This is a genomic window from Delftia sp. JD2 (genome assembly GCF_001682645.1).
GTDB lineage: Bacteria > Pseudomonadota > Gammaproteobacteria > Burkholderiales > Burkholderiaceae_C > Comamonas > Comamonas acidovorans.
In genome coordinates, this window is sequence record NZ_LFJT01000136.1 from 1 (window position 1) to 804 (window position 804).

Here is an 804-nt window from a genome sequence, read left to right on the forward strand (position 1 = left end):
ACCAAAGCCAACCCCGGCAGCTTGGCTGTGGGCACGCCCTTCAACTACGCGTTCTCCGTGTCCAACGCTGCCAGTGCCTTCGGTCCCGCCACCAGCGTGACCATCAAGGACCTGGTGCCGGCAGGCATCAGCATCACGGGAGTGCCGACCGGCGCGAACGTAGCCAGTGCGACCTGCACGCCAAACACCTTCCCGTTTGCGGGCAATGGCAGCTCCGTGCTGACTTGCACGGTGAACTTCACGGCTTCGGTCGCAGCGGGTAGCAACACCAGCTTCAACCTGCCAGCTGTTCCGACGGCGGTGGGCTCGAGCACGAACACGGCCTCCTACGATCCGTCCGGTGGCATCAGCCCGGTCAATCCGACGGCCGGTTGCACGACGGATTGCGCATCGACGCCTTCCACGCCGGTCACGCCTGGTACGCCAGCGCTGACGGTCACCAAGGCCAACCCGGGCAGCCTGGCTGTGGGAACTGCGTTCAACTACGCGTTCTCCGTGTCCAACGCTGCCGGTGCCTTCGGCCCTGCCACCAGCGTGACCATCAAGGACCTGGTGCCTGCAGGCATCAGCATCACGGGCGTGCCGACCGGCGCAAACGTGGCCAGTGCAACTTGCACTCCCAATACCTTCCCCTTCGTGGGCAATGGCACGGCGATCCTGTCTTGCACGGTGAGCTTCACCACACCGGTGGCAGCTGGCAGCAACACCAGCTTCAATCTGCCGGCTGTTCCGACGGCGGTTGGTTCGAGCACGAACACGGCCTCCTACGATCCAGCGGGTGGCATCAACCCGGTCAATCCGACG

General features: G+C 64.7%; 1 protein-coding gene. It reads left to right on the top strand.

Translation table 11 applies throughout. The features are described from left to right. The coding region (locus ACM14_RS30190; RefSeq protein ID WP_139093542.1) for a hypothetical protein at positions 1–804 on the top strand (804 nt) is incomplete at both ends.